24 protein-coding genes are annotated in these 25,192 nt (G+C 37.2%); 19 read left to right on the top strand and 5 right to left on the bottom strand.

Features of this window, described 5'->3' with window-relative positions:
• The first annotated feature begins 15 nt into the window (after positions 1–15).
• The 7 genes from ACN6MT_RS27310 (at position 16) to proC (ending at position 7,768) form a co-directional block, all read left to right on the top strand.
• The gene (locus tag ACN6MT_RS27310) at positions 16–183 is read left to right on the top strand and encodes a XapX domain-containing protein (protein WP_034675180.1); all 168 of its coding nucleotides are present in this window, start codon (positions 16–18) and stop codon (positions 181–183) included.
• Between the two features lie 28 nt (positions 184–211).
• Positions 212–607 carry a cytidine deaminase gene (locus ACN6MT_RS27305; protein ID WP_419953992.1) on the top strand — a complete coding sequence of 132 codons (396 nt, stop codon included), beginning with the start codon at positions 212–214 and terminating at the stop codon, positions 605–607.
• A 228-nt stretch (positions 608–835) separates the two neighbouring features.
• Entirely contained in the window at positions 836–1,258 is a 423-nt protein-coding gene (locus ACN6MT_RS27300) for a response regulator transcription factor (protein WP_419953991.1), read from the top strand.
• Positions 1,255–2,292 (top strand): HEAT repeat domain-containing protein, encoded by a 1,038-nt coding sequence (locus tag ACN6MT_RS27295; protein ID WP_419953990.1) that lies wholly within the window; start codon positions 1,255–1,257, stop codon positions 2,290–2,292. Before ACN6MT_RS27300 ends, ACN6MT_RS27295 begins: the two co-directional genes overlap by 4 nt.
• Before the next feature lie 3 nt (positions 2,293–2,295).
• Positions 2,296–3,708 (top strand): glycosyltransferase family 2 protein, encoded by a 1,413-nt coding sequence (locus ACN6MT_RS27290; protein ID WP_063255293.1) that lies wholly within the window; start codon positions 2,296–2,298, stop codon positions 3,706–3,708.
• Positions 3,705–6,947, top strand: coding sequence for a hypothetical protein (locus ACN6MT_RS27285; protein ID WP_419953989.1), 3,243 nt, complete (start codon positions 3,705–3,707; stop codon positions 6,945–6,947). Before ACN6MT_RS27290 ends, ACN6MT_RS27285 begins: the two co-directional genes overlap by 4 nt.
• 17 nt (positions 6,948–6,964) lie before the next feature.
• Positions 6,965–7,768, top strand: coding sequence for a pyrroline-5-carboxylate reductase (gene proC / locus ACN6MT_RS27280; protein WP_419953988.1), 804 nt, complete (start codon positions 6,965–6,967; stop codon positions 7,766–7,768).
• 47 nt (positions 7,769–7,815) lie between these two features.
• Here the strand turns inward: proC and ACN6MT_RS27275 are convergent, their stop codons facing one another.
• Positions 7,816–8,370 carry a YitT family protein gene (locus ACN6MT_RS27275; RefSeq protein ID WP_174524448.1) on the bottom strand — a complete coding sequence of 185 codons (555 nt, stop codon included), beginning with the start codon at positions 8,368–8,370 and terminating at the stop codon, positions 7,816–7,818.
• Positions 8,371–8,604: 234 nt separating this feature from the next.
• Here ACN6MT_RS27275 and ACN6MT_RS27270 point away from each other — a divergent pair, with 234 nt between their 5' ends.
• Positions 8,605–8,904 carry a hypothetical protein gene (locus ACN6MT_RS27270; RefSeq protein WP_034675156.1) on the top strand — a complete coding sequence of 100 codons (300 nt, stop codon included), beginning with the start codon at positions 8,605–8,607 and terminating at the stop codon, positions 8,902–8,904.
• Positions 8,905–8,950: 46 nt separating this feature from the next.
• On the opposite strand, the gene ACN6MT_RS27265 is transcribed toward ACN6MT_RS27270, so the two are convergent.
• Both ACN6MT_RS27265 and ACN6MT_RS27260 read right to left on the bottom strand, forming a co-directional pair.
• Entirely contained in the window at positions 8,951–9,943 is a 993-nt protein-coding gene (locus ACN6MT_RS27265; protein WP_419953987.1) for an anion permease, read from the bottom strand.
• 11 nt (positions 9,944–9,954) lie between these two features.
• A complete protein-coding gene (locus tag ACN6MT_RS27260) occupies positions 9,955–10,569 on the bottom strand; it encodes a DUF47 domain-containing protein (protein WP_034675159.1) in 615 nt (204 codons plus the stop codon).
• Positions 10,570–10,888: 319 nt separating this feature from the next.
• On the opposite strand from ACN6MT_RS27260, the gene ACN6MT_RS27255 reads away from it, so the two are divergent.
• Positions 10,889–11,143, top strand: a complete 255-nt coding sequence (locus ACN6MT_RS27255) for a GlsB/YeaQ/YmgE family stress response membrane protein (RefSeq protein ID WP_034675137.1) — start codon at positions 10,889–10,891, stop codon at positions 11,141–11,143.
• A 47-nt stretch (positions 11,144–11,190) separates the two neighbouring features.
• Here ACN6MT_RS27255 and ACN6MT_RS27250 read toward each other — a convergent pair whose 3' ends face one another.
• Complete coding sequence (locus tag ACN6MT_RS27250) at positions 11,191–12,108, bottom strand: RluA family pseudouridine synthase (RefSeq protein ID WP_419953986.1); 918 nt, start codon at positions 12,106–12,108, stop codon at positions 11,191–11,193.
• Between the two features lie 135 nt (positions 12,109–12,243).
• Here ACN6MT_RS27250 and ACN6MT_RS27245 point away from each other — a divergent pair, with 135 nt between their 5' ends.
• From ACN6MT_RS27245 to ACN6MT_RS27235, 3 genes are all read left to right on the top strand, one after another.
• The gene (locus ACN6MT_RS27245; protein ID WP_335532665.1) at positions 12,244–12,630 is read left to right on the top strand and encodes a YhcU family protein; all 387 of its coding nucleotides are present in this window, start codon (positions 12,244–12,246) and stop codon (positions 12,628–12,630) included.
• 148 nt (positions 12,631–12,778) lie between these two features.
• Positions 12,779–14,521: a phospho-sugar mutase gene (locus ACN6MT_RS27240; RefSeq protein ID WP_419953985.1), complete on the top strand. Its 1,743-nt coding sequence runs from the start codon at positions 12,779–12,781 to the stop codon at positions 14,519–14,521.
• A 45-nt stretch (positions 14,522–14,566) separates the two neighbouring features.
• The gene (locus tag ACN6MT_RS27235) at positions 14,567–15,289 is read left to right on the top strand and encodes an SDR family oxidoreductase (RefSeq protein ID WP_034675145.1); all 723 of its coding nucleotides are present in this window, start codon (positions 14,567–14,569) and stop codon (positions 15,287–15,289) included.
• 96 nt (positions 15,290–15,385) lie between these two features.
• On the opposite strand, the gene ACN6MT_RS27230 is transcribed toward ACN6MT_RS27235, so the two are convergent.
• Entirely contained in the window at positions 15,386–15,637 is a 252-nt protein-coding gene (locus ACN6MT_RS27230; RefSeq protein ID WP_419953984.1) for a YhdB family protein, read from the bottom strand.
• A 149-nt stretch (positions 15,638–15,786) separates the two neighbouring features.
• On the opposite strand from ACN6MT_RS27230, the gene ACN6MT_RS27225 reads away from it, so the two are divergent.
• From ACN6MT_RS27225 to ACN6MT_RS27195, 7 genes are all read left to right on the top strand, one after another.
• Positions 15,787–16,773: a M14 family zinc carboxypeptidase gene (locus ACN6MT_RS27225; RefSeq protein WP_419953983.1), complete on the top strand. Its 987-nt coding sequence runs from the start codon at positions 15,787–15,789 to the stop codon at positions 16,771–16,773.
• 88 nt (positions 16,774–16,861) lie between these two features.
• Positions 16,862–18,271 (top strand): SpoVR family protein, encoded by a 1,410-nt coding sequence (locus ACN6MT_RS27220; RefSeq protein WP_063255296.1) that lies wholly within the window; start codon positions 16,862–16,864, stop codon positions 18,269–18,271.
• 275 nt (positions 18,272–18,546) lie between these two features.
• The gene (locus tag ACN6MT_RS27215) at positions 18,547–19,083 is read left to right on the top strand and encodes a CueP family metal-binding protein (protein WP_419956538.1); all 537 of its coding nucleotides are present in this window, start codon (positions 18,547–18,549) and stop codon (positions 19,081–19,083) included.
• Between the two features lie 405 nt (positions 19,084–19,488).
• Positions 19,489–20,892, top strand: coding sequence for an amidohydrolase (locus tag ACN6MT_RS27210; RefSeq protein ID WP_419953982.1), 1,404 nt, complete (start codon positions 19,489–19,491; stop codon positions 20,890–20,892).
• Positions 20,893–21,251: 359 nt separating this feature from the next.
• The gene (locus ACN6MT_RS27205; protein ID WP_419953981.1) at positions 21,252–22,139 is read left to right on the top strand and encodes a DUF2877 domain-containing protein; all 888 of its coding nucleotides are present in this window, start codon (positions 21,252–21,254) and stop codon (positions 22,137–22,139) included.
• On the top strand, positions 22,133–23,680 hold the full coding sequence (gene fdrA / locus ACN6MT_RS27200) for an acyl-CoA synthetase FdrA (RefSeq protein ID WP_419953980.1): 1,548 nt from the start codon (positions 22,133–22,135) through the stop codon (positions 23,678–23,680). Before ACN6MT_RS27205 ends, fdrA begins: the two co-directional genes overlap by 7 nt.
• A 2-nt stretch (positions 23,681–23,682) precedes the next feature.
• Entirely contained in the window at positions 23,683–25,110 is a 1,428-nt protein-coding gene (locus ACN6MT_RS27195) for a DUF1116 domain-containing protein (protein WP_419953979.1), read from the top strand.
• Positions 25,111–25,192: the final 82 nt, after the last annotated feature.

Genomic DNA, 25,192 nt, shown 5'->3' with positions numbered 1-25,192 from the left:
TTTGAGGGAAAAGAAATGAAAGAAGTAGTATTGGCCTTAATTGCTGGATTAATTGTAGGAATTATTTTTAAATTTATGAGGCTGCCATTGCCTGCACCTCCTGTATTTTCCGCAGTAGTTGGTGTTTTCGGGGTATATTTTGGAGGAGTTATTGCCAGCTGGATGGTTAAATTTTTCCAATAAATAAAGTTGTGTGCGGAGTGTGAATAAGATGGATGAAAAACAACTTAGGGAAGAAGCATTGAAAGCACGAGATTATGCTTATGTACCGTATTCAAAATTTCAAGTTGGTGCTGCCCTTATCGCAAAAGATGGGAAAGTATTTCATGGCTGTAATATAGAAAATGCTTCTTATGGAATGACGAACTGTGCAGAAAGAACAGCTTTATTTAATGCATACTCTGAAGGTGTTACTGAATTCGATTCACTAGTAGTGGTGGCAGACACCGATGGGCCAGTTTCTCCTTGTGGTGCCTGCAGGCAGGTAATTTCTGAGCTCTGTGATTCTGATATGGAGGTTATCCTTACCAATCTAAAGGGAGATATTCAAAGAATCTTAGTGAAAGATCTTCTTCCTGGTGCGTTTTCACCGGAGGATTTAAAATAAATTAGAAGCGGGATAAGAATCCTGCTTCTTTTTTTATTTACAGAACCGTGTTAATCGACAAAAATCTGCATTTTTCGTCATTTTTGAATTTAATTTTATTGTACCTCTGGTTAATTAAGATTAGAATCTATTTATATCTTTTCATGCTTTTTATTGAAAAGGGCATAATTTAAAAGAATAAATAGAAGAAATTTTTTTTATTTTAATGCAGACGAAAGAGGAAGAAGAGTGGAAACTACAAGTGAGCAAAACAAAAAGAAGCTGTTTATTTCGATTATCGATAATGACGCAATAATTCAAACAATGCTGGTAAGAATTCTTAATATGATGAATATTGATCAGTTTGAACTAGATATAAAAGCATATGAAGATGGTTTACAATTTTTTGAATCTCAACGTTTAGATAATACTGGTGAACATTTTTTAATTCTTGATGGCATTATGCCAGTTATGGATGGAATTGAGATATTGCAAAAAGTGAAAAGTGACTTGGGGAAACACGTTTATGTATTAATGCTCTCAGGAAGAAAAAGTCCAGCCGAAATAGACAAGGCACTAAAATTAGGTGCAGATGATTATGTGACAAAACCATTCAGTATCAAGGAACTGCAAATCAGAGTACAACAAATCATTCAAAGGATCACGCAATGATTAATCAAGAGATTTTGTTTCTTTCTATTCTTACTTCATCTCTTATGTGTTTATTATTTTTATTATTGCTGTATTTGATCATTCGGAAGAGTAGAGAAATTAAAACAAGAAGAGAGATTGAAAGCTATAAGAATAAAATTAATAACCAAATTTTTCCAATCATCGCACAAGGGCAAGTTTTCAGGGGAATGGGGTGCGAAACAGCTATAGAACAAAGGGCAATGGAAGAGCTGCTGAGCAGGTATGTGAAAATATTAGAAGGGGAGGAAGAGAAAAAAAGATTATCAGATTTGGCAACTCATTGTTTACAGGGATATTATCAAAGACGTCTTAAAAGCAAAAGGTGGAGCTATCGTATGAATGCACTTTATCATATTGAGGACTTTCATATGACCAAGCTTTTAAACGAAGTTGTTCTTTTAAGTAAAAAGAAGAAAATCTCACATCAAGAAATGATCCATGTTTTGAGAATCCTTGCTTCCTTTCAATTTAAGGATTTACTTGATTTGCTTCAAAATCATTATCACTATTTATCCGAGTATGAAAATCGAGGTATATTAATGCGATTAAATCAAGATTTATTTGATCAGTTCGTATTAAGCTTTCACAAAAGTACTCCCCCGCTTCAATTCGCCATTCTAGATGTAATTTCATTGAATAAAGCAATAAAATATAGGGTGTTTACCGAAAATATTTATTTAACCTATAAAGGTGAAGTGAAGCTGAGGGCCCTAAAGGCTCTGGCTGAAATAGGCTATGTAAGGAATATCGAGCCGTATCTGCAATTACTGTACTCTTCTAGCTGGCAGGAGAGGATGGTGGCAGCAAAACTAATAGGTTCTGTTAAGGAAGAAAAAGGAATTCCGAGATTAATTGAGCTGCTGCATGATCAGGTTTGGTGGGTTCGTTCACAGGCTGGCCAATCTATTAGTCAGTTCCCAAATGGAAAGGCAATTTTGCAATCCGTTTTAGAAACATCTAAGGATGCTTTTGCAAGAGACATGGCATGGGATTGGCTGCATAAAGGAGTATAGAAAATGTTAAATGTGGATTGGCTGGATATTGTTTCTGTTTTCGGATGGTTTATTGCTGTTTATATGGTAATTGTTATTGTTTTTTATTCTGTTATTTTAATGATTTCACTGTTTCAGCTTCGTAAAGAATACCAATTAGACCGAATACAGGCATATGAGGATTATATGGATGAATTTTACACAAGACCTGTCTCGATCATTGTTCCTGCCTACAATGAGGAGGCAGGAATTATTCAGAGTGTACGATCCCTTTTGAGTGTGAATTATCCCACCTTTGAAATTATTGTTGTCAATGATGGGTCAACGGATCGAACCTTAGAAAAAATGATTACCCAGTACGATATGAAAGAAATAAGTAGAGTTGTTCGTAAACAAATTAATACTAAACCGATTAAGACTATTTATCAATCCTCTATCCTTTCTAATCTTTTTTTAGTTGATAAGGAGAATGGCGGGAAAGCAGATGCATTGAATGTTGGCCTTAATTTTTCCCATTATCCCTATTTTTGTTCCCTTGATGGTGATTCTGTATTGGAACCGGATGCCTTTCTTAAGGTAATGAAGCCCATTATTGATTCCAATGAAGAGGTAATTGCCTCTGGCGGCAGTGTGCGAATTGCAAATGGCTGTGAAATAAAGAATGGACATATTTTGAAAATTGGCCTTTCCAATAACCCTTTGGTCATCATGCAAATCATTGAATATCTCCGCGCTTTTCTTATGGGGAGAATAGGTTTAAGCAGACATAATTTGCTGTTAATTATTTCTGGTGCATTTGGAGTTTTTTCGAAGCATTGGACCATTGAGGCGGGGGGCTACAAAACAGATACCGTAGGGGAGGATATGGAGTTAGTTGTCAGGATTCACCGTTTATTAAAAGAAAAGCGAATAAATAAAAAGATTGTGTATGTTCCCGACCCTGTTTGTTGGACGGAAGTTCCAGAAGATATGACCATTTTAAGAAGGCAAAGACGGCGTTGGCATCGAGGATTATTTGAAAGTTTATGGACACATCGGGGGCTAACCTTTAATCCTAAATATGGTTCCATTGGGGTTATTTCCTTTCCCTATTTTTGGATTGTTGAGTTTTTGGGCCCCATAATAGAATTTCTGGGGTATATCTTTATGGTGCTCTGTCTGTTTTTAGGCGGGGTTTATATTGAATTTGCGATATTATTATTTCTTCTATCTTGTCTTTATGGGTCACTTTTTTCTATGGCAGCAGTTTTATTAGAAGAATGGAGTTTAACAAAATATCCAAAAGTATCAGATATAGTAAAACTCTTTTTATACTCAATCACTGAAACCATCTGGTATCGTCCTATGACGGTCTTTTGGAGATGTGAGGGAATATGGCAAATGATGGTTGGGGATAAGAGTTGGGGAGAAATGAAAAGAAAAGGTGTTTCAAAATGACAAGACAATCCTCTTTAATTGTATATGCAATTCTATTTGTTATCATTCTATTAAGTCCTTTTTGGTTCTGGCTGTTACAGCCTTCTAAAGAATTAAATGTACTGATCTATGATAAAACAGTTCCAGATCAATCGTATAGGGAACACAAAGGACTCGTTTGGATTTTAAATAATGCAAAATATGTAAAAGGAAATCAAAAGCCTTATAGAATAAATGAGGATTATAAAGGATTTGTCCCAAAAGATGGACAACAATATTCCGTCTCTTCTTTACCCGAGAACTTAAAAAGATATGATGTATATTATTTAACTGATCAATATGGAGTGTACGAAGAAGATTTTATTGGTGAAAACGAAACCGGTGAAAGATCTTCCATTATATACGGTGGTTTAGAATTATCTGATGTAGATCGAATAGAACAAGCATTACTAGCCTCTAAAGGGAAAACATTAATTGCAGAATTTAATACATTTGCTAGTCCGACTCCTGCTATCGTCCGAGATAAAGTAACAAACCTCTTAAATCTTGAATGGACCGGTTGGATTGGCAGGTATTTTCCTGACCTTAACAACAAGGAAGTTCCAGTATGGGTAAGAGACCAATTTGAAGCAAATGGCAGAAAATGGAATTATAAGGGAGAAGGCTTTGTATTTGTAAGTAAGAATAATGAAATTGTAGTGGTAGACCAAAAGGATGTAATAGAAAGCGGCGCCCTATTTAATCTAACCAAACAGGGGGAAAATTTCTTTAATCGGGAACTACAGGGGAAGTATCAATATTGGTTTGATATTAATCGAGCGGGAAGCAAAAAAGAAATTCTAGCAGAATATCATCTGCCTATTGCAGCAAAGAAGAGGGAAGAGTTACAAGGACTTGGAATACCGACTAATTTCCCTGCGATCATCCATCATCAAAATGCAAGATATAATTCCTATTATTTTTCAGGGGATTTTGCAGATGAAGGAGAGGTTCCTGCCATTTATCAAACAAAAGGACTTAGCTTTTGGAAAGAGCGTTTTGGATCACAGGATTCTTTCTATTGGGAAGTTTATGTTCCTATGATGAAGGCTTTATTAGATACTGGTCTAAAAAACACCGTTAATCAAGAGAAAGTAGAAATAGTAAAGGTTAACAACATTAAAACCAATAGCACTACAGGAGACTCCTATATACAAGTCCAAAAGAATGGTGAGTGGAAAGATTTCTTGATAAAAGGAGTTAATATGGGGATTGGGAAGCCAGGCTATTTTCCAGGAGAGACTGCAATCACGAAAGAAGAATATGCACGCTGGTTTAAAAAAATTGGCGAAATGAACGCAAATGCAATCAGAGTCTATACGCTGCATCCACCTCAGTTTTACGAAGCTTTTTATGAATATAATTTAGTTGCAGAAAAACCGTTATTCTTATTCCATGGTTCCTGGGTGAATGAAGAAAAGCTCCTTCATAATCAAGATGCCTTTGCTGCCGAAAATGTCGAGGATGCAAAAACGGAAATTAAATACCTAATTGACATCATTCATGGGCAGGCGGAACTGCCTGAACGTCCTGGACACGCCTCAGGTGTTTACAAATATGATATCTCAAAATATGTTCTTGGACTTATCGTCGGGACAGAGTGGGATCCATATATGGTTACGAACACTAACCTTAAGCATAATGAAATAGCACCATTTAATGGAAAATATTTTAAAACAACGGGTGCCAATGCATTTGAAATTTGGTTAGCACAATTGATGGAATATGCAGCTGCTTATGAAACAACACAATACGATTGGCAGCATACGATTAGTTTTACAAACTGGGTAACCACTGACTTGTTAGAGCATCCATCAGAGCCATTGGAAAATGAAGATTTAGTTTCGATAAATCCAAACCATATTCTAAACTCTGATCACTTTTATGCGGGATTATTTGCTTCCTATCATATTTACCCATACTATCCTGACTTTTTAAATTACGAGAAAAAATATCTAGAATATGTCGATAAAACAGGTGAAAAGAACAATTACGCAGGATATTTAAATGAATTGATAGATTCCCATCAAATGCCTGTTCTAGTGGCTGAATTCGGTGTTCCTTCTTCTAGGGGATTAACACATAAAAATGCCTATGGTATGAATCAAGGATTTCATTCTGAAGAAGAACAAGGGGAAATTAATAGCAGATTATTTCATTCCATTGTTTCTGAAGGGTATGCCGGAGGTTTAATTTTTACATGGCAGGATGAGTGGTTTAAACGGACGTGGAACACAATGGACTTTGATAATCCAGACCGAAGACCATACTGGAATAATCAGCAAACAAACGAACAGCATTTCGGATTGCTGTCTTTTGAACCTGGGGCGAAGGATGCAGCCATTTTAGTAGATGGTAACAGAATTGATTGGAATGAAAAGAATAGTAAAACTATTTTTCAGTCTAAAGAAGAGAAGGAAGTAATCAATGAGGTTAGGATTTCCTCTGATAGTGGATATCTATACTTTCTTGTATCCTTTGAACAGCCAGTTGACTTTGAAAAACAGTCTGTGTATTTACTTCTTGATACCATTGGTGAACAGGGTCAAACCACTATACCATTATCGAAAGAGACTCCACTAGTAACGGATTTAGGTGTGGACTTCTTAATTAACCTTTCAGGTGAAAAAGGTTCAAGAATTATGGTAGACAGTTATTATGATACCTACTATTATCAATACGCATATATCCTCGATATGGTCAAACGAGAATCCTATGCAAATGTAAAAAATAATGGAGTATTCCACCCAATTCGGTTAGCACTTAATAAAGAACTGACTATCCCATCAACAAACACACTAGTTCCGTTTGAGGGCTATGAAACAGGTATATTAAAGTTTGGTAATGGTAATCCGGAACATGAAACGTTTAACTCGCTGACGGATGTGAGTCTAAGCAAGAATAAAAAAATTATCGAATTGAGAATCCCTTGGCAGCTTATAAATATAAAGGATCCAAGTTTAAAAGAAGCGATGGGGGACATCTGGCAATATGGTTTAGCCAAAAGTGAAACAATTGAAGGGATTCGCGTTGCAGCCGCAGCTACGAAACAAGGTAATCTAGTACAAACGATTCCCAAACAATCAAATAATTTGCTCCAGCAAAAAGATGTATTTCTTTACTCATGGAATGAGTGGGAACAGCCTTTATTCTATGAAAGGCTAAAAAAATCATATGATGTGATTAAGAAGACATTTGGAAAAACAAAGCTAGATAATTAAAAAGAAGGTGCAGCGGTTTGAATAAAAAAATCGGCTTTATCGGTGCAGGAAAAATGGCTCAAGCGATGATTGAAGGAATCCTTAAATCAAAGATGATTCCAAAACAAAATATGATTGCCAGTGCTAAAACAGAATCAACCCTTGAAAAAATCAAATTGAACTACCAAATTTTAACAACCTGTGATAATCAAGAAGCAGCAAGATTTGCGGATATTTTGATTCTAGCTGTAAAACCTGACCAGCATACCAACGTAATTCATGAGATACGAAATGCCATTCATCCTGAATGTACAATTATTACTATAGCAGCTGGGATTTCATTGAATGATATCGAAAAGGAATTTGGTTTTAACGTAAAGGCGGTGAGGAGCATGCCAAACACTCCTTCATTGGTTGGTGAAGGAATGAGTGCTATTTGTTCGAATGAGAGGCTGACAGAGGAAGAGGTCTTGGAGGTTGAACGCCTCTTTCATACGTTTGGAAAAACAGAGAGGCTGGATGAAAAATTAATGGATGCTGTACCTGCGATAAGTGGTTCTTCCCCAGCATATGTCTATATGTTGATAGAAGCGATGGCTGACGGAGGAGTTCAGCAGGGGATTCCCAGAGATAAAGCATATCGACTTGCCGCACAGGCCGTCCTCGGCGCAGCTAAAATGGTACTAGAAACAAACAGACACCCAGGAGAACTAAAAGATAATGTGTGTACACCAGGCGGAGCGACAATAGAAGCAGTAGCTGAACTCGAAAAGAGACAATTTCGCGGTTCTGTATTGGCAGCCATGGATACCTGTACCGAAAAGGTAAAGTCTTTGCATTAATATTTAAACAAAGAACCTGCGACAGTGCGGCAGGTTCTGTTTTTTGTTTAGTAAGGTTCAGCTTTTCGAATCACTGTCAGAGAAGTCATTAATCCTACAAAAATAATCGTTACAAGAGAATAAAAGAATTTCTCTAATCCAACGACTTGAATCCCGCTTGTAATCACAAGACCATCTATCAAAAATATAATGATGCCAATATTAACCGATGTAAATTTAGTAATAATCTGAGCTAATAAATCAGTCCCACCCGTGCTTGTATCATAACGGAGCATTAAACCAATACCCACTCCTACAAGCATACCTCCAATAATGGTACTGGGGAAAATACCTATCTGAATTTTACCATTGATAAAAGAAAGTAAGTCAATGCAAAAAGAAGAGATAATGAGTCCATGCAAACTATAATAAAAATATCTCCTCTCAAAAAACCAGGCGAGGATATAAAGAGGCAGACTCAAAACAATCATCGTAAGTCCTGTAGGCCATCCGTAAAAATAATGAAAGATTAATCCTAAACCAATAACACCGCCATCGAGCAGATGATAAGGCACAAGAAACCCATTTACCCCTAAGCTTAATAATAAGCTGCCAATCAGCATTGCAATAACTTTTTGTTTCAATTTAAACCACCCCAAACTTGTCCCTACATAAAAAGTATGAATATGTTTTCCATTTAGAAGTGTTGGTAAATAAAAAAGAGGAGGATTCACAGAGTTGGTCTGTTTGAAGGAGGTAGTATGCTCAAAGAGTATAAGGAGAATACTTAACGTATGGTATAATAGGATTAGCTAGATTAATTATAAGTTTTTTGGATAAATCAGGAGGAATAAATAATGCTTCAAGAAGAACATGAATTATTGCTGAAAAGAACGGTTGAGATTGCTCCGGATTGGCTCAAAAGTGACATACACGATATTTTGGGTAAAGAAGGAAAACATGCTGGAGTAAGCTATGTCATTTCCCAACTTCACGATAGATATAGCTTTAGTTTTCGACACATTTTATCAGCCATAAATTTCTCGGATGAATGGACAATGGTTTCTAGAGAACGTCTAAGTTTTATTGATAATAATATTGATGTAATTGTTGCCTTGTATGATGACTATAAAGGAAAAACAGGTAAAAATTTATAAACAAAAAGAGTAATCCAATTCGTAGGTGAATTGGATTACTCTTTTTTTAAAAGAAAAGATTTAAGATAAAATATGAAATTGCTGCTATACCTGCTGAAATCGGAAGTGTAATTACCCAAGTGATAAGCATTCTTTGAGCTGTGTTCCATTTTACACCTTTTAATCTGTGTGAAGCACCCACCCCAAGGATCCCTGAGGAAATAACGTGGGTAGTACTAACGGGTACATGGAGCCAAGTAGCACCAAATATTACGGCTGCACCAGTCAAATCCGCTGCAACTCCGTTAATAGGACGAATTTTCATGATTTTCCCGCCGACAGTTTTAATGATTTTCCATCCGCCAACAGAAGTACCAAGACCCATTGCCGTTGCACACGCAAATTGTACCCAGAATGGAACTTCTGCATTAGCACCTAGGTAACCATTGGCGATGAGAGCCATTGTGATAATCCCCATTGCCTTTTGTGCATCATTTGTTCCATGGGAATATGACTGTAGTGCCGCAGTGGCAATTTGCATATATCGGAAATTACGGTTGGTTTTTGCTAAATTAGCATTTTTAAATACCACTTTAAAAATACTGTAAACAATATAACCCACTGCAAAGGCTAAAATAGGCGAAAGTATTAGTGCTTGTATAATCTTTAAAAAGCCCCCATAATTGAGTGCTCCAAAACCTGCTGAAGCCAATGCAGCTCCCGCAATAGATCCAATGATTGCATGGGAAGAACTGCTTGGAATTCCATAATACCAGGTTAATAAGTTCCAAAATATCGCTGATATTAATGCGGCTAAAATAACCACTGAACCATTTTCAAGCGTAAAAGGATCGACAATATCCTTAGAAATAGATTTTGCGACACCTGTAAACGTCATTGCTCCTACAAAGTTCATAATCGCGGCTAACAGAATCGCCTGCCGTGGTCTTAGAGCCTTCGTAGAAACAGAGGTTGCGATTGAGTTTGCCGTATCATGGAATCCATTAATAAAGTCAAATGCAAGGGCACCAATGACAACTAAAATAATTAAAATTTCCATTTGTTTGCTCCTTATGCATTTTTCATGATGATGGTTTCAAGTGTATTTGCAACTGACTGGCAGCTATCTGCAATATCCTCGAGATTTTCATAAATTTCCTTGTACTGAATAATTCGGATTGGATCTTTTTCTACTGTAAACAAATGCTTAATGGACTGACGCAGGATATTATCACATTTGGATTCATAATCTTTTATCTTGATTGCATGTTCTCTCATTTGAGGAAGTTTCTTATTCGCTAACAACTCCATCGCTTTATCAATTTCATGAACACTTGATTTTATTGCGTCAACAAATTGGAGCATAAAATCATCTGCTTGGGTGATGGAATACATTTCAAACAATGCTGCTGTCGCTTCTAGGCCGTCTAGGACGTCATCCATGCTGTTTGCAAGATGAAGAATATCCTCACGTTCAATAGGCGTGATAAATGCATCATTTAATTGTTTAATCACTTCATGGACAAATGAATCTCCCTTTGTTTCGATTTCTTTCATCTTTTCTGAGAAGATTTTCAAATCACTAATATTTTTTAATTTATAATCAGCAAAGTAATTTGCGCCTTCCTTTAAGTTTGAAGAAATATTACTTAGTAATGCTGAAAATTTATCAACCTTTTTTGCCATTTTTGAATCCTCCTAAATAGTATGTAAAGAGTTTTTACACTAACGGACAACATTTTACAGAAAAAATACCAAAAAATCATAAAAAGTTAACCTAATTTACAAAAACTTAACAAAAGAATTTTCCGAAAATTATTTTATAGGAGCGGCTTTATTTATTTTGTTAATGTCTCCAGAAAAAAATATTTATATGTAATGTAGAGAACTTGTATCTTCCTTTGTATGAAATTTAATAACATGGGTACTTTAATCGTACACGGCAGCAATTTTTAACGTTAAAAACCGTGTTATCAATTGAATCATCACAAAAGGAGTGTTCAGTATGAGTTTCATATGGGCATTAATTGTCGGTGGAGTTATTGGCTGGTTAGCTGGTCTTATTGTGGGTAGAGATGTTCCAGGAGGTATTATCGGTAATATAATTGCTGGGTTTGTAGGCGCATGGCTTGGTACGTTACTATTAGGAGATTGGGGACCAAATGTCGCTGACTTTGCGATTATCCCAGCCATTATTGGTTCTGTTGCCTTGGTATTCCTATTATCACTCGTCATGAGGGGCTTCAGAAAAGCAGACTAATAAAAAATCTTAGAGGCCTCCCACGCCGGGAGGCCTCTAAGTTTGACTCATATATTATAAACATCAATACCTTTGAAGATAGGTGGCTGATCAATAAATGGAGCATAACAAATAATGTTTTCACCAGTTATGGGATGTGTAAATTCTAGTTTTGCTGCATGTAATGCCTGCCTCTTGAATAACGGCTTTCCGCCATATAATCTATCCCCCACTAATGGATGACCTATATGACTAAAATGAACACGTATTTGGTGCGTTCTTCCTGTTTCAAGCCAGCATTTAACATAAGAATGACCTTTTTCCTCTTTAAAAACCTGATAATGTGTAACAGCTGCTTGACCAGAAGGAGAAACACGTCTTCTGGTTGCATGGTGCCTGTCACGCCCAATTGGTTCACTGATTGTCGCTTTCTTCTTTTTTATATGTCCATCGACGATGGCAAGATAGGTTCTTTTTATTTCATGTTTTTCCAGCATTCTGTCTAAGATGGCACCGGATAATGCGTGTTTTGCAAAAAGAATCGCTCCTGTCGTATCCTTGTCAAGCCGGTGTACTTGACGTATCGTCACTTTTTCACCATTGGATTGTACATGAAATTGCGCAGCGTGTAACAGTGTGCCTTTATCACTTTCATCATTTGGATGTGTACTCATATTAGCAGGTTTATTGAAAACAATCACATGATCGTCTTCGTATAGAACCTGGACATCATAAAAGAAATCCAGTGTGCTTGCAGGTGCCACTTCCTCAAAAAGTTTAATTAGGACCCTATCACCGTTTTTTAGCGGATGGTTCCAATTTGCTCTCAGACCATTTACTAATACGGTATTTTCCATACGGAATAAATGGGTAAGCTTTTTAGGCACCTCCCATTCCTTACGAAAGATATTCTCAATCGTTTTTCCTTCCCATTTTTTTTGTGTAATGATTTCCATCCAATTGCCTTTCCGCGTTGTTTTTAGCATTTTTACTCCTTTAATCTTGTGATTTCTCCATCTTATACCGTGGTTATAATTACCACCGAACATTGATCAACAAATATGCTATTCTTATGTATATATATTACGATAGTTTATGTCTATCGCAAAGGTGGGTTACAAGTGAAAATTGTTTTTGCCTCGACACCGGGTCAGGAAGAAGAAATTTGTGAACTTGTGAGGTATATCTATTCAACTGTTTTTCCACTCTATTTTACGGATAAGGAAATAAGTGAGTTTGAACAATTAAAAGTATTGCATACTCCTGATGACTTTAATACCTTAAAGGACGCCTTTCAAGTTATGGCAAGTATGCAAACAGTGATTTCAATACTCGAGTCTCCAACTCTCGATGATCAGTATGCAGCATTATTCAATAAAAATGTTACCACTCTGCAAGAATTTGGTCTTTTCTTTCCGTTTGAGTTTGAACAATTCGTTGAAGCAAAAAATATGAAAAACAGTGTATTTAGCATTTATACCAAAGCAGCAAATGAATTACTTGTCTAATAAGGGAGAAAAATGTCTGCAAAAAGCAGACATTTTTTTTATTATTATCCTTGAACTTATAGAGATAAAATATAAAATAAAAGGAAGGTTAAATTTATTGGCAAATTCAAACAATAATCAATATGGAAGTTACAGGGAGGATTTAGTGATGGGTTGGAAAGAAAATGCAAACAGATGGATCGAATACTCTAACTTGAATGAAGAGTTAAAGCAGCAACTTGAGGGAATTAAGAACGATGAAAAACAACTTGAGGAAGTTTTTTATAAAAATCTTGAGTTTGGTACTGGCGGAATGCGTGGAGAGATTGGGGTTGGAACCAATCGGATGAACCTATATACGGTTCGTAAGGCTTCTGCTGGATTAGCAGCATACATAGAAGAACAAGGACTTGAAGCAAAAGAAAAGGGCGTAGTAATTGCCTATGATTCACGACATAAGTCTCCAGAGTTTTGTATGGAGGCAGCAAGAACACTTGCAACAAAAGGAATTAAAACTTACGTATTTGATGAATTAAGACCAACACCCGAATTATCATTTGCGTTAAGGAATTTAAACGCCTTTTCTGGAATTGTCATTACAGCCAGTCATAATCCGCCAGAATACAATGGATACAAAGTATATGGTTCTGATGGAGGGCAGTTGCCTCCAGAAGCAGCCGACGAGGTAATTGCAAGAGTAAACGAAATAGAAAATGAGTTGTTGATAGAGGTAGATTCTGAAGAAAATCTTAGAGCCCTTGGGTTGATTAACACCATTGGTGCAGAAATTGACCAAGCTTATATCGAAAAATTAAAAACCATTTCTGAAAATCCATCGATTTCAAGTGAAACAGATGTAAAAATTGTGTTTACACCATTACACGGCACAGCGAATAAACCGGTACGCCAAGCTTTGTCTGCTTTAGGCTATACAAACGTTACAGTGGTAAAGGAACAGGAACTGCCAGATCCTGAGTTTTCAACTGTAAAAAGTCCAAATCCAGAGGAACATGCGGCATTTGAATTAGCCATACGGGATGGTAAAGAAGTGGGTGCAGACCTGTTAATTGCAACAGATCCTGACGCTGACCGTTTAGGAATTGCTGTTCTGAATCCTCAAGGTGAGTATGTTGTTTTAACAGGAAACCAAACAGGAGCGCTATTATTAGATTACATCCTTACCCAAAAGCAAAGCAAAGGAACAATTCCTCAAAATGGCGCCGTATTAAAAACGATAGTGACATCGGAAATTGGCAGAAAAATCGCAGAAGCTTACAATTTAGCTGCTTTTGATGTCCTAACTGGTTTTAAGTTTATTGCTGAAAAGATTAAGGAATATGAGTTAACTGGAGAGTTTTCTTTCTTATTTGGTTATGAAGAAAGTTATGGTTATTTGATCGGAGACTTTGCAAGGGATAAGGATGCTGTTCAAGCTGCCATTTTAGCGGTAGAAGTGTGTGCCTACTATAAAAAACAGGGTATGTCACTTTATGAAGGTTTAATGCAAGTCTTTGAAAAATACGGGTTTTATCAGGAAGGTCTTAGATCGTTAACCTTAAAAGGTAAAGAAGGTGCGGAACAAATTCAGCGTATTTTAGCTTCTTTCCGGTCTGAGCCAATTAAGCAGCTTGGAGACTTAACCCTTTCCATGTCAGAAGATTACCTAACAGGTATCCGACAAACAGCAAATGGTGATGAGATAATTGAATTACCAAAATCGAATGTTTTAAAATATACCTTCACAGATGGCTCATGGGTTTGTTTAAGACCATCTGGCACTGAACCAAAAGTTAAATTCTATTTTGGTGTAAATAGTACTAGCTTAGAGGAGAGCAGAAGTAAGTTACTTGAAATTGAAAAGAATTTTATGGGACTAGTAGACGAGAAGGTTAAAATGGTAACAAAAAACTAAAATCTGTCCTCACATCTTAGATTTAACATGAAAGGAAGAAAAGCCGTGCTCAAGGACCAAATTGCGATTGTAACTGGAGCTTCAAGAGGAATTGGCAAAGAAATTGCAGTAAAACTTGCTGAACAAGGAATGAAACTGGCGCTAATTGGGAGTTCAGCGCAAATTTCAGAAACGGCAGATGAACTAAAGAGAAAAGGATTTTCAAATATCCTGCCAATTCAAGCTGACGTTTCAAAAGAAGAAGACCTGCAGCAAGTCGTTAAAAAAACGATTGAAGAGTATGGTCATGTAGACATGTTGGTTAATAATGCAGGTATTGGATTCTTTAAATTAACAGAGGATGTAACACTGGAAGAATGGAAAAAGGTTTTTGAAGTGAATGTACAAGGGGTTTTCCTTGCAACCAAAGCTGTTCTTCCACATATGAAAGAGCGAAAATCGGGGACCATCATTACGATTTCATCTGATGTAGCCAGGTATACCATTCCTAACGGTGCTGCCTATACGGCTACGAAGTATGCCGTCCAAGGCTTCTCTGGATCAGTAGCACAAGAGGTGCGTGAGTATGGTATCCGGGTGGGTACCATCAATCCAGGAATGGTCGATACCTATTTTGCTGAATCGAAGCAAGGACTGCCAGAAAAACATGATTGGCTTAAAGTGGAAGATGTAGCAAATGCAGTTGTGTATATGGCTTCAGCTCCAAAGTATATGCTTATTGATGAAATAGTCCTTCATCCGCTAGTACAACAATATCCAATTGCATAATAACTTTTAAAACGGCTTCCTTTGAGGAAGCCGTTTTTTGGTGGAATTCTTTGGTCCGGTTTGGTAAATATTTCTCAACAGTATCCACTTGATATTTCAGGAAAGACTATACATCGGTAACTCATTATCAGATTCAACGGTTTCGTTAGCATGGTCGATGTAACGAAGCAGTGAATATAATTTCTTTTCTATAACTGAGTAATCACTTTCAAAGTGATAGGCATGCAGGAATTGCTCTATCCGCTTTGATAACAATTGGTCTTTTGTTCGTACCATGAGTATCAGCAAATTATCCCATTCAGATCGATGTGTATAATACAAAGCTCGATCGTAATCCATTTTATTCATTTGTTTTGTCTCCTCCTTACTAGGAGTTGAAGTTATTTTATGATATTTTGCAGATAAATTTCACAGAAAATGTTGGACATGCCGATTTAACGGTGTTTTCAACTTTTACCTGTATAACAAGAAAGGTATTGGTTTTAAAAGGAGGCAGCATGAAGAAAGTATTACTAATTATGTTAGTTTTATTTTTACATTTGGAAATGGATTCAAAGGCAAAGGTTGTTGAGACAAACCATCCTTATTCGTACGACGTACTAAAAAAAGATATAGCAAAAATAAATCAAAGGTATAAAAACGTAGATGTATTAGGTATTGGCAGAAGCCATTTTGGCAGGGAAATTTATGCGATTAGACTTGGTGAAGGAAAGCATAGCATTGTTCTAATAGGTGCGCATCATGGACGTGAATGGATGACCAGTATGCTTTTAATGAAGAAGCTAGAAGAGTATGCAGAAGCCTATCAAAATCAAACTGATTTTGGGACGTATTCAACCTGTATTTTAAACGATGTTGCCATTTGGTTTATTCCTATGCTTAATCCAGATGGTGTGACAATCCAACAAAATACACTGGATAACTTCCCTCAAAATCATCAAAAACATTTGTTAGCAATGAATGAAGGAGTAGAAAATTTTGAGCGTTGGAAAGCAAACGGGCAGGGAGTGGATTTGAATAGGCAATATCCTGCAGGATGGAAAAATTTAAATTCTCAACCAAAATTCCCTTCTTATCAATTTTATAAAGGCAGGAAACCTTTAGAAGCGAAAGAAGTAAAGGTATTAACAAAATTTATTCGCGAAATTAATCCTGTGATTGCTGTCGCCTATCATTCTTCAGGCGAAGAGGTTTTTTGGAATTATCATAATGGTAAACATCTTCAGCGTGATAAGCGCATTGCTAAGAAAGTGTCAAAATTGACAGGATATAAGCTTGGCAAGCCTCCAAAACAGGCAACTGGAGGAGGATTCACCGATTGGTTTATTACCCGCTATCATCTTCCGGCTATGACCATTGAAATTAGCCCGCTTGTGGGTGAAACATCCCCGCCGCTGTCGGTTTTTGAGACTGAATGGGAAAGAAATAAATTTGTGGGACTCACACTGGCAAAAGAAGCAATGCGCTTAAAAAAGCGAAAATAAGCAGATAGACTTGTTGTTTTTTACATCTTGTTTCATCATTCCCAGATTTTCTTCATACATTGTGGTAAGAGGAAAAGGGGGAATGGCGATGAATGGGGACGATCGCAAAGCTCTTGAATATGCAATTAGTGAAATTACGGAAATTGCACGAGGCTTTGGCTTAGATTTTTATCCGATGAGATATGAAATTTGCCCAGCAGAAATCATTTACACATTTGGTGCCTATGGAATGCCTACCAGATTTTCACATTGGAGCTTTGGGAAGCAGTTTCACAAGATGAAACTTCACTATGATTTAGGGTTAAGTAAAATATATGAATTGGTTATCAATTCAGATCCTTGTTATGCCTTCTTATTAGATTCTAATTCGCTCATTCAAAACAAATTAATCGTCGCACACGTACTTGCACATTGTGACTTCTTTAAAAATAATGTTCGTTTCCAAAATACCAAGCGGGATATGGTCGAAAGCATGGCAGCCACAGCAGAGAGAATTCGCCGTTATGAAATTCAATTCGGTAAAAAGGAAGTTGAGACTTTTCTTGACGCTGTACTGGCGATTGATGAACATATTGACCCTTCACTGATGAGACCGAAACTTGCTTGGTCACTTGAAGATGAGGCTGAAGAAGAAATCCAACAAACAGCGACTCCTTATGATGATTTATGGAGGTTAGACGAGAAAGACAAAAAGCAGCCGGCTCAGCCTAGAAAGAAACAATTTCCTCCAAGACCTGAGAAGGATTTATTATTGTTTATTGAAACGTATAGCAGAGAGTTAACTGATTGGCAGCGGGATATTTTAACGATGATGCGTGAAGAAATGCTTTACTTTTGGCCGCAGCTTGAAACGAAAATCATGAATGAAGGCTGGGCGTCTTATTGGCATCAACGAATCATCAGAGAAATGGATTTAACCAGTGGTGAAGCAATTGAATTCGCAAAATTAAATGCAGGGGTTGTTCAGCCATCAAAAACAGGAATCAATCCTTACTACCTAGGAATTAAAATATTTGAGGATATTGAAGAACGTTATAATAACCCAACGGAAGATATGATTAGAAGAGGGGTTGTGCCTGGTTCTGGCCGGGAGAAGATGTTTGAAGTCCGCGAAGTTGAATCAGATATATCGTTTTTACGAAATTATTTAAACAAAGACCTTGTAATGAGAGAAGATATGTATCTTTTCCAGAAACAAGGAAGGGATTACAAAATCGTTGATAAACAATGGGAACATGTACGTGACCAGTTAGTTAATATGCGGGTAAATGGAGGATTCCCATACATTACTGTCAATGATGGTGACTATTTGAAGAACGGTGAACTATATTTAAAACATTGGTTTGAAGGTGTCGAATTAGACGTGAAATATCTTGAAAAAGTATTACCATATATCCAACAATTATGGGGAAGACCTGTTCACATTGAAACGATGATTGAAGATCGAAGAATGTTGTTTTCTTATGACGGAAAAGGTGTTCATCGAAAATATTTGTAAGAGGGAAGGCGGCTATTGTTCAAAATAGCTGCCTTACTTTGTTGCTAACTATTATTTGACAGATGGTTCACTTTCCGTCACTCATTTGTGATTTGTCACTCTTTCTCCGCCAGTTGTAATTACGATCGTAAGCATATTTTTTCTGTGGGGCTTCCTTAGACAGTCAAACGAAGGTAACATCAAAAAATCCGAAAAAAGCACCCAATCAGCTATAGATGAAATAACGATGTTATAATAGTTTGGTAACCAGAAAGGGAAAGGAAGTGAAACGTTTCATGAAGGCAAAGGTTTTCCTGCCAATCATGTTTATATCAGCCGTGCTTGCTGGTTGTGGACAAGCTGATTCAAAAGAAGATACTTCTTTAAAAAATAAAGAAGTCGAAAACGTGAGAGAGTTAGTTGGAGACTATAGTTCACATAAAACCAAGAATGTGTCTGCGTCTATTACCTCTCAAGAGCTAATTGTTAAGAAAAGTGATGGCAATGAGTTAGTTTATGACTTGTCTGGAGAGGACTTTTTCGTTTCTATTGCACCTTATGTAAATGAAACGCACCCTTGAACGAATCATAGCTTGACAGGTTGTCAAGGTGAATTGGTTGAAGAAGATTTTAATGTATACATTGAAGATATTGATGGCAATTTGATTCTAGACGAAAAGGTGAAATCTCAAACTAATGGATTTCTTGATTTATGGTTGCCGCGCGATAAAACATATCGAATAAAGATTGAATATGATGGAAAAGTAGCGGAATCAGAAATTTCTACCTTTGAGAATGACGGTACCTGCATTACAAATATGCAATTAACTTAAAAGCACCTATGTAGGTGCTTTTTGCTGTCGAGAAAGTCTCGACAGCCATTATTTTTTAATGCAGAGGTGCAGGTGTGACCGAAGCCTGGCATGAAAAGTATTTTGGGTTAATGCAGATGTAATGGAGTGACCCAAGCCTGATATGCTATTGTTTTCCTCTTATTTTACTTTCATCACCTTTTTTAGAAAAAATTAAGGAATAGCTGATTTAATATCTAAAAAGAGATTATTTCAAAATTTATTCACAAATATTTGTATGAAATAACTAAATATTTTGGGAATTTTCAGTTGCTCTATCCAATGACTTCATTCATTTTCCTACCTAGAATAATGATTGAAAGCGCCTAAAATACACTTGTAATTATAGGCCTTTTGATATCTCAACACTAGTTAGGAGGAGTTTAGATGGTTAAGGTAAATGATGGATTTTCACGCAGAAAGTTTCTTAGTAATGCAGGGAAAATTGGCGGAGCCTCTGCTGTTCTTGGCGTCACAGGCACGATGGATTTATTTTTACCAGAAGAGAACACAGCGAATGCAGCGGAGGTCAGCGTGAATAACAAAAAGCCAGGGAAAAATAGCCAATATATGCTATTGAATGTCCGTTTAGAAAGTGGTTATAAATATGAAAATGGTCTGGTTGTTTCGACGGAAACTGTATTACGTAACCTCCAAATTACCAATGGAAAGATTAACAAGATACTAGATACTACAGCTACATATAATAAAAATTTAGATTGTTATGATGCCAAGGGCATGCTATTACTACCTTCTTTCAGAGATATGCATATTCATTTAGATAAGACCTATTATGGCGGTCCTTGGAGAGCAGCCCATCTAAGAAAAAACGGTATTTTTGATATGATTGAATTAGAACAGACACTGTTATTGGAGCTTCTGCCAACTGCTCAGGAGCGTGCAGAGAAATTAATTGAGCTAATCCTCAGTTATGGTTCAACATACGTTAGAAGCCACTGCAATATTGATCAGGTCGTAGGTTTAAAGAATCTCGAGAATCTAAAAAAAGCATTAGCGAACTACTCCGATAAAATAACACATGAAATCGTTGCCTTCCCTCAGCATGGTTTACTTCGTTCAAATGTAGAAGGTTTGATCCGAGACGCAATGCAGCTTGGAGTTACCCATGTTGGCGGGCTAGATCCAACCCTGGTTGATGGGAACATGGAAAAATCATTAAATATGATGGTCCAAATTGCTGCGGACTATAAAGCAGGAATTGATATCCACCTCCATGAAGGTGGAGAAACTGGAATAAAAGCGATTAGACTATTGGCTGATCTAACAGAACAAGCTGGACTACAAGGCAAAGTGACGGTGAGCCATGCATTCTCCTTAGCGTCGTTACCAGCTGGAGAGGATGAGGAGATGGCAAGCCTCCTAGCCTCTCAGGGAATATCCATCGCGTCATCTGTCCCAATCGGAAAGGGAGTTATGCCAATTCCGCTGCTCCAGCAGAAAGGGGTTAAAGTACTTCTGGGTAATGATAGTATTACCGATCAATGGGATCCATTCGGAATTGGAGATACCTTGCAGAAAGCTCATCTTGCTGCACAGCTTTACGGATGGAAACACGAATACACCCTATCCCGTGCCCTTTCCCTGGCTACTGGAGGTATTACACCTTTAGATGAGTCCGGTAAGCAAATATGGCCAAAGGTTGGAGACATAGCAAATGCTGTTCTAGTTCCTGCAAGCTGCTCCGCAGAAACAGTTGCTCGTCTGCCTAAGCGTGCTGCCGTTCTGCATAAAGGAGTTCTAGCATCAGGCTCTCTTGAAGCTGTAAATTAAATAAAAATTAGTGGGTATCGTTGTGAAATTATTTAGACATTGAATGACGAAAAATTAACCAAATAACAGGAGTGGAGATGTAGGAGGGACTCTTACATCTTTTTTTATGGGGTTTAACTATTTGGAATTAAAACATGGCTTATTTGTAGTATCCCTTAGACATAATTTAAACACAATCCATTGTACGATTTGCACAATTGAATGTATAGCTTTTTGGATTTTTTAAACGATGACGGTATTATGCATATTGTCTAAAATAAACATGTAAGCCAGATAGCTTATTACTTTTTAAAAGGAGGTTCGATTTGCTTAAAAAGTTTATAGGACTGACTGATTCTTGATTTTTTGGGGTGTTACTCATGATTAATGCAATCTCTGGTGATTCAGATTTTATAAAGGAAATGAATAACTCAAAATTCACTGGTTTTGTGCATAGCACATTCAATCGGACATTCAATATTAAATGTTTAGAGAATGGCGATTTATTTACCATTGCATGCAGAAAACTTGATAACGGCCCTAATACTTTAATCATTAATGCTGATAATATGAAGTCTCAGAAAATTGAAGTAAATGACCCGGTACGTGTTGTGGAAAATCTCTTGCTTATAGGTGAGAAGCTGACTATTTCAATTGATAAAGTCGATAAATGGGAAAGTGTTTTACCAGTCTACCCATCTAATGAAGAAATCCTGAAACGAAATGTAATCAAAATGAAGGAATATCTTAACGTACATGGTGTAGGCGGGGGAATGAAAAAAAACATTATAACACAAAATCCCTTTGAAATCGAAGTCTCAAAAATGCTTGAGAAGCGAACTGTTTTACTATTAAACGAATTATTAAATAATCGAATTTCGACTGCCTTGCCACATGCGATTTCACTTGTAGGTCTTGGGCCAGGGCTAACACCTTCTGGCGATGATTTTTTAACTGGGTTATTTACCGTCTTTAACATGAAAAACAGCGTTTTTTATCCTTACCGATCATTTTGTGAAGAGGTCTTAAAGAAAGCAAAAACCTTAACGAATGACATCAGTTACATGGCTTTGAAAAAAGCAGCCAATGGAAAAGTGAGAGAGTCTATTATTTCATTACTAAACTCGATAGTAGTTGAGAATGATCAGGACTTAATTCTCTCTTTAAATAAATTATTAAATATAGGTTCTTCATCCGGTACAGATATAGCTTATGGCATTGTTTTCGGAATGGAGTCCACTATTAGAGCAGGAGGAAAAGTATGTTAGTACAAGCTTTGATTAAGCCAAACACATATTTCGATTCAGTATCTTTAATGTCGCTTTCCACTAAAGCAAATCAAATTGAAGAAGTGGAACAGGCCATTATTGCTATGGGTACGGAAATGAATAAAGAGGTAATGAAAAATGTCGGTTTACTGACACCTGAAGTAGAGGTAGCGGAGGCAAGTGACTTAATTATTGTTGTAAAAGCAGCAACTGACGAATTATGCGAAACCGCTTTCGAAAAAATAAATGAATTATTTACAAAAAAGAATTCAGGTAAAAAAGGGACAAATGACATTAAATATTCTACTATTTCTTCTGCTGCAGGAAGTAACCCGGAAGCTAATTTAGCCATTATTGCTGTAAATGGTGCTTATGCGGCTAGAGAAGCAAAAAAAGCTCTTGAAAATGATTTACATGTCATGATGTTTAGCGACAATGTAAGCATTGAAGATGAAATTGAATTAAAAAGATTTGCTCATGAAAAAGGTTTATTTATGATGGGACCAGACTGTGGAACAGCGATTATCGGCAATACAGCCCTTTGTTTCGCAAATGCGGTTAGAAAAGGAAATATCGGTATTGTTGGTGCATCAGGAACAGGCAGCCAAGAAGTAAGCGTCCGCATTCACGAATTTGGCTTTGGTATCTCGCAATTGATTGGAACAGGCGGCAGAGATTTAAAAGAAGAAGTTGGCGGAATTATGATGCTTGATGGTATTCAGGCACTTGAAGACGATGAAGAGACAAAAGTTATTGTCGTTATTTCCAAGCCACCTGCACCTAGTGTGGAAGAAAAAGTATTAGCGAAAATTAGAACATGTAAAAAACCAGTTGTCGTTTGGTTTGTAGGCGGGAATGAAGAAAAAATAACTGCAGCTGGCGCACATTTTGCGAAAATGTCTAAAGAAGCAGCACTCAAAGCGGTACTATTAGCTGGAGCAGACGAAAGTAAGTTAAACAAGCGTGCATTAAACATTCCATTAATTGAAGAAGTTCGAACAAAGTTAACTCCTGAACAGAAATATGTTCGTGGACTTTTCAGTGGCGGAACTCTGGCAGATGAAGCAATGCATGCAGCAATGGAGAAATTTGATAATGTTTACAGCAATATTCAAAGAAATCCAGAGTATCGTTTAAAGGACCGATATACAAGCCAAGAGCACACTTTCATCGACTTTGGTGATGACGAATATACACAGGGAAAACCACACCCAATGATTGATCCATCTACACGTCTTGCAAGATTTGTTCAAGAGGCAAAAGATCCATCTGTTGGAGCTATCGTAATGGACTTTGTTATAGGTTTTGGAGCACATGAGGATCCAGTTGGAGCTTTCCTTCCAGCAATCATTGAAGCAAAACAACAGGCAGAAGAAGAAGGTAGACATTTAGAGATAATTGGATATGTTCTTGGAACAGAATTAGATCCGCAAAATTATCAAGAGCAAATTGATAAATTATTAGCTGCAGGAGTAACACATGCCAGCAGCATGCAAAATGCAGGATTATTGGCTAGAGAATTTGTTGTGAAGGGAGAATAGGTATGAGTAGAATTAGCGATTTATTTAAGAGTAAACCACATGTTATTAATGTAGGAATTGAGTCCTTTAAGGATGATCTATTACAACAGGGTGCTGAAGTCATTCATTTGGAATGGACACCTCCGGGCAGAGGAAACCCAGCTTTAATTGCTGCACTTGACAAGTTTGAGAGTCCGGAACTAATCGAAAAAATAGAAGCAGCTAATAAATTAGCAGTCGAAAGAATCATTAATTCTCAACCAGTATTAATTGGATATGATCAAGCTATTAATTGCGTACCAGGTATGACAAAAACGACGATCCTTCATGCAGGACCTCCAATTACTTGGGATAAAATGAATGGTCCTATGAAAGGTGCCGTTACTGGTGCAATCGTGTTTGAAGGATTAGCTAAGGATGTAGAAGAAGCAGCCAAACTAGCAGCATCTGGCGAAATCACTTTTTCACCATGTCACGAACACAACTGTGTAGGATCTATGGCAGGCGTTACATCTGCGTCGATGTTTATGCATATTGTTGAAAACAAAACATATGGCAATGTTGCTTACACCAACTTAAGTGAACAATTAGCAAAAATCCTTCGTATGGGTGCAAATGATCAAAGTGTTATTGACCGTTTGATTTGGATGCGTGATGTTTTCGGCCCTATTTTACGGGATGCAATGAAGCTGAATCCGAATGGGATTGACTTACGTTTAATGCTTGCACAAGCCCTTCATATGGGTGACGAGTGTCATAACCGCAATGTTGCCGGTACAACATTATTAATCCAAGCTTTAACTCCGTATATTTTACAAACGGATTATACAATCCAACAGAAGAAAGAAGTATTTGATTTCGTTGCAAGCAGTGATTACTTCTCTGGTCCTACTTGGATGGCAATGGCGAAATGTGCACTTGATGCTGCTCATGGCATTGAAAACAGTACAATCGTTACAACTATGGCTCGGAACGGTGTTGAATTCGGTATCCGTGTGAGCGGAATGCCTGGAAATACATGGTTTACCGGTCCAGCACAAAAGGTTATTGGCCCAATGTTTGCAGGTTATAAGCCTGAAGACTCTGGACTTGATATCGGGGACAGCGCGATTACTGAAACATATGGTTTCGGTGGATTTGCGATGGCTACAGCTCCAGCAATCGTTGCATTGGTAGGTGGAACAGTAGAGGATGCTATTGGTTTTTCAACTAGAATGAAGGAAATCACTACAACAGAAAACTCTAACATCACCATTCCATTACTTGATTTTATGGGACTTCCGACAGGAATTGATGTTCGTAAGGTTATCCAAACAGGTATTATGCCGGTCATTAATACTGCGATTGCTCATAAAGATGCAGGTATTGGAATGATAGGGGCAGGAATTACCTATCCTCCGGTTGAAGCCTTTGAAAAAGCAATGCTAGCTTTAAGTGAAAACATTCAATAATATCAAAAAAAGCCCAGCTTAGATTTAATCTGCTGGGCTTTTTTTTTAACAATAAGCTCACTGCCCTTCATGTTATTCAAAT

It is taken from the genome of Neobacillus niacini (assembly GCF_048572935.1).
Lineage (GTDB): Bacteria > Bacillota > Bacilli > Bacillales > Cytobacillaceae > Neobacillus > Neobacillus niacini.
Note: the sequence above shows the minus strand (reverse complement) of the source record. Positions and strands in the feature narration are given on the sequence as shown.

Bases quoted from the DNA above. Each gene is read 5' to 3' on its own strand.
- ACN6MT_RS27310 (WP_034675180.1), top strand. From the start codon at position 16: ATGAAAGAAGTAGTATTGGCCTTAATTGCTGGATTAATTGTAGGAATT.
- ACN6MT_RS27305 (WP_419953992.1), top strand. From the start codon at position 212: ATGGATGAAAAACAACTTAGGGAAGAAGCATTGAAAGCACGAGATTAT.
- ACN6MT_RS27295 (WP_419953990.1), top strand. From the start codon at position 1,255: ATGATTAATCAAGAGATTTTGTTTCTTTCTATTCTTACTTCATCTCTT.
- ACN6MT_RS27290 (WP_063255293.1), top strand. From the start codon at position 2,296: ATGTTAAATGTGGATTGGCTGGATATTGTTTCTGTTTTCGGATGGTTT.
- ACN6MT_RS27285 (WP_419953989.1), top strand. From the start codon at position 3,705: ATGACAAGACAATCCTCTTTAATTGTATATGCAATTCTATTTGTTATC.
- ACN6MT_RS27275 (WP_174524448.1), bottom strand. From the start codon at position 8,370: ATGCTGATTGGCAGCTTATTATTAAGCTTAGGGGTAAATGGGTTTCTT.
- ACN6MT_RS27270 (WP_034675156.1), top strand. From the start codon at position 8,605: ATGCTTCAAGAAGAACATGAATTATTGCTGAAAAGAACGGTTGAGATT.
- ACN6MT_RS27265 (WP_419953987.1), bottom strand. From the start codon at position 9,943: ATGGAAATTTTAATTATTTTAGTTGTCATTGGTGCCCTTGCATTTGAC.
- ACN6MT_RS27260 (WP_034675159.1), bottom strand. From the start codon at position 10,569: ATGGCAAAAAAGGTTGATAAATTTTCAGCATTACTAAGTAATATTTCT.
- ACN6MT_RS27255 (WP_034675137.1), top strand. From the start codon at position 10,889: ATGAGTTTCATATGGGCATTAATTGTCGGTGGAGTTATTGGCTGGTTA.
- ACN6MT_RS27250 (WP_419953986.1), bottom strand. From the start codon at position 12,108: ATGCTAAAAACAACGCGGAAAGGCAATTGGATGGAAATCATTACACAA.
- ACN6MT_RS27240 (WP_419953985.1), top strand. From the start codon at position 12,779: ATGGGTTGGAAAGAAAATGCAAACAGATGGATCGAATACTCTAACTTG.
- ACN6MT_RS27230 (WP_419953984.1), bottom strand. From the start codon at position 15,637: ATGAATAAAATGGATTACGATCGAGCTTTGTATTATACACATCGATCT.
- ACN6MT_RS27225 (WP_419953983.1), top strand. From the start codon at position 15,787: ATGAAGAAAGTATTACTAATTATGTTAGTTTTATTTTTACATTTGGAA.
- ACN6MT_RS27220 (WP_063255296.1), top strand. From the start codon at position 16,862: ATGAATGGGGACGATCGCAAAGCTCTTGAATATGCAATTAGTGAAATT.
- ACN6MT_RS27210 (WP_419953982.1), top strand. From the start codon at position 19,489: ATGGTTAAGGTAAATGATGGATTTTCACGCAGAAAGTTTCTTAGTAAT.
- ACN6MT_RS27205 (WP_419953981.1), top strand. From the start codon at position 21,252: ATGATTAATGCAATCTCTGGTGATTCAGATTTTATAAAGGAAATGAAT.
- fdrA (WP_419953980.1), top strand. From the start codon at position 22,133: ATGTTAGTACAAGCTTTGATTAAGCCAAACACATATTTCGATTCAGTA.
- ACN6MT_RS27195 (WP_419953979.1), top strand. From the start codon at position 23,683: ATGAGTAGAATTAGCGATTTATTTAAGAGTAAACCACATGTTATTAAT.